The following is a 2,920-nucleotide window of genomic DNA, read 5'->3' on the forward strand; positions in this document are numbered from 1 at the left end:
AGTCATGGCGCTTTTGCCAACCGAAGCAAGCACGCTTGTGCAAAAGCGTTGCCTGCTCCAGTGCCCGTTTGCTGATTAGTATCATTAGACCTCTCATTAGGCAGTTGCATCTCAAACGGTACGCCAAGCTGGCCTAAAGTCAGCGCACCATAGGCCAGTTGCGCCAGTTTTTGCTCATGGTTGGCCGCTGGCATATCGGCGTAATCTAGCGTTTGCTCAGCGCCGATAGGATCAGCAAAATGCTTGGTAAACATGCCCTGCCCACGCGCCACATGACCCCAAGAGACCCGTGCTAGCGACTCACCTGCGATATAAGTATCTAGGCGATCAAAGTCATCTTGTCCTTGCACGTATTGCCCGCCTGCTTGCACATCCTCTTGGCTAACTGCTAGATACTTTGCTTGCCAGTCAAAGGCTTGCGGCTTGGGGTACACCCAAGCACGACGCGCAAAATAGACGTAGGACCATGCGCGCATAATACCCAATGGATAAGTGGTCTTGATCACAAGCCTTGGCAGCTCAAGCTGACCACGAGTATCGGTATAAATAGGTAGGCGTATGGTTTGCTCACCGTCTACTCTAGCGATAAGCAATGGCTCTGCTGGTTGCGACGCTTTTGTTGCGGCGCGCTTTTGCTCAAACTCAAAGGCCAGTTGGCGTCTAGGCTGGCGGCTCTCGCTACGCAGTTGCAAAGTGACCCATATAGGCGCGCCTACCTCGGCCGTCGTGACGTCAAGCAAGCGTATCTGCAATCCTGATATATGAGCAAAGGTCACATGAAAGCTGATGAGCCAGACGCTAATCAAGTAAAAACACAACCCCAGCACCAAATTGTTGCCGTAGTTGATACCGGCGATAAAGGTGATGAGCAGTAGCACCGCAAACAGCATCCCTTCACGACTAAAAAAGATGTAGACATTACGCAGATTAAGAGTGGCGTTATCACTTCTTGGCGCGCGCTTAGCAAACCAGCGGGTGGATGCGGTTTTGATTGGTGAAGTTAAGGCGCGCGGCAAAAGACTCATAACCACCTTTATCTAAAAGTAAACATGTTAAACGATGACTGGCACTGCCGCCATAATACGCTCAGCCATAGTTTGCGGCGCTTGTCCGCTGATGATATGCGCTGGGATAAAGCGCTGGCCGAGCCTATGATCGGTGACTGCGGCAAATACCGCTTGAATATCCTCAGGCGTGGTCTCGCTATGACCAGACACATAAGCATACGCTTGGGCGGCGCGTTTAAGGGACAACACGCCGCGCGGCGACAGACCATGATAGTCTTGACTGCTACGGGTTTTGGCGACCAGTCGCTGCAAATAATCGAGTACCACATCTGCGACAAACACTTGCTCTACGCCCTCGATGGCCAGTAGCACCGCTTCGGTATCCAATACGGCGGCTAAGCTATTAAGCAGCGCGCGGCGATCTTGACCTTGCAGTAATGCACGCTCTGCTGCAGGTGAAGGATAGCCCAAAGATAAGCACATCAAAAAGCGATCCAGCTGTGACTCTGGTAGCGGATAGACGCCCGCTTGTTGTAATGGGTTTTGCGTAGCAATCACAAAAAACGGCTTGGGCAAAGTATAAGTTTGACCATCCTGGGTGACTTGGCGCTCCTCCATCGCCTCAAGTAGCGCGCTTTGCGTCTTGGGACTAGAGCGGTTGATCTCATCAGCGAGTAGCAACTGGGTAAAGATAGGACCCGCGCGAAACTCAAAGCTGAGTTTACTTTGATCATAAATACTCATACCCAAAATATCGGCAGGCAGCATATCATTGGTAAACTGCACGCGGCTAAAGCTCAAACCGAGCAGTTGCGCAAGTCCCTGAGCGAGGGTCGTCTTGCCCATACCGGGCAGATCTTGCAGCAGCAAATGACCACCTGCCAGCACGCAGCTAAGCGCAAGCTTAACCACTTGCGGCTTGTCCAGTACTACTTGATTAAGCTGCGCGAGCAGGCGTGCGATACGCTGCTGATTACCAGCATAGTCAGGCGTAATTTTATTGATGCTATCAGTAGCTGTATCAAAAGTAGTCAAGTGAGCAGGAGCAGACAGGTGACGAGCATGGCTTTGAGACATAAGAGGTAATCAGCTTTGTTATAAGGATATTTTTATAGCACTTTAGCTATCATAATAAAACAAGTGTCCTATATTTTTATCATACACTTATTTAATTCTGTAGCAATAACTGGACCATGTATACAAGCTATCCAAAATCTGCGGCAGGTTTATGCTGCGCGCCCTCTAGCACGTCGACCCCGTCATCATCTGACTGCTCAACATTATCAGTATCTACCGCTTCAGTTGCATCGGCATCAGTCGCACTGGCACGCAGCGTCGACACATAAGCGATCACATCCGCGCGCTCTTTACTGTCTGGCATTGGATCGGCTAGCATTTTGGAGCCAGGCATTGCTTTTTCAGCATCAGCGATATAAGGATCTAAAGTGTCCGCATCCCATACCCAATCTGATTTTCTCAAAGCTTCGCTATAGTCATAATCAGCTAGCATTGCCGCTTTTGCGCCATAAACATTCATAAGCTGCGGGCCTTTTTTGTTAAGACCTGGCGTGAGCTGATGACACTGGGCACAAGCCTCTTTATATATCAGTGCGCCTGCAACCGCGTCCCCTTGAGTATACAGTGGCAAAGTCACAGGCGCGCGCGAATCTGCAGGCGGCGCAGGCTGACAACCGATGAGGAATAATAGGGCAAGCGTAGCCGCGCTCATTGCGCGTATAACAAAAGGCATTTTTATCGTCTTTGATTGGCAAACAAAATAAAGGGGATTGACCCAGCAGATTTACGGGTCTGATATATTATACCTAAAACTACGAGTTATACTTAAAACAATAAGCGTCCACCGATGCAAATGGTAAACGCTTTTAGAATATGGTCACAAAAGAGCGAGCAAA

General features: G+C 49.7%; 3 protein-coding genes. All 3 read right to left on the reverse strand.

Features of this window, described 5'->3' with window-relative positions; all coding sequences use genetic code 11:
* Window positions 1–2: 2 nt before the first annotated feature.
* Window positions 3–1,025 (reverse strand): hypothetical protein, encoded by a 1,023-nt coding sequence (locus tag ACTXGO_RS11915; protein WP_443542825.1) that lies wholly within the window; start codon window positions 1,023–1,025, stop codon window positions 3–5.
* 27 nt (window positions 1,026–1,052) lie between these two features.
* Window positions 1,053–2,084 carry an AAA family ATPase gene (locus tag ACTXGO_RS11920; protein ID WP_443542827.1) on the reverse strand — a complete coding sequence of 344 codons (1,032 nt, stop codon included), beginning with the start codon at window positions 2,082–2,084 and terminating at the stop codon, window positions 1,053–1,055.
* A gap of 127 nt (window positions 2,085–2,211) precedes the next feature.
* On the reverse strand, window positions 2,212–2,757 hold the full coding sequence (locus ACTXGO_RS11925; RefSeq protein ID WP_443542829.1) for a c-type cytochrome: 546 nt from the start codon (window positions 2,755–2,757) through the stop codon (window positions 2,212–2,214).
* Window positions 2,758–2,920: the final 163 nt, after the last annotated feature.

The sequence above is a fragment of the Psychrobacter sp. T6-1 genome (assembly GCF_052258445.1).

Bases quoted from the DNA above. Each gene is read 5' to 3' on its own strand.
- ACTXGO_RS11925 (WP_443542829.1), bottom strand. From the start codon at position 2,757: ATGCCTTTTGTTATACGCGCAATGAGCGCGGCTACGCTTGCCCTATTA.
- ACTXGO_RS11920 (WP_443542827.1), bottom strand. From the start codon at position 2,084: ATGTCTCAAAGCCATGCTCGTCACCTGTCTGCTCCTGCTCACTTGACT.
- ACTXGO_RS11915 (WP_443542825.1), bottom strand. From the start codon at position 1,025: ATGAGTCTTTTGCCGCGCGCCTTAACTTCACCAATCAAAACCGCATCC.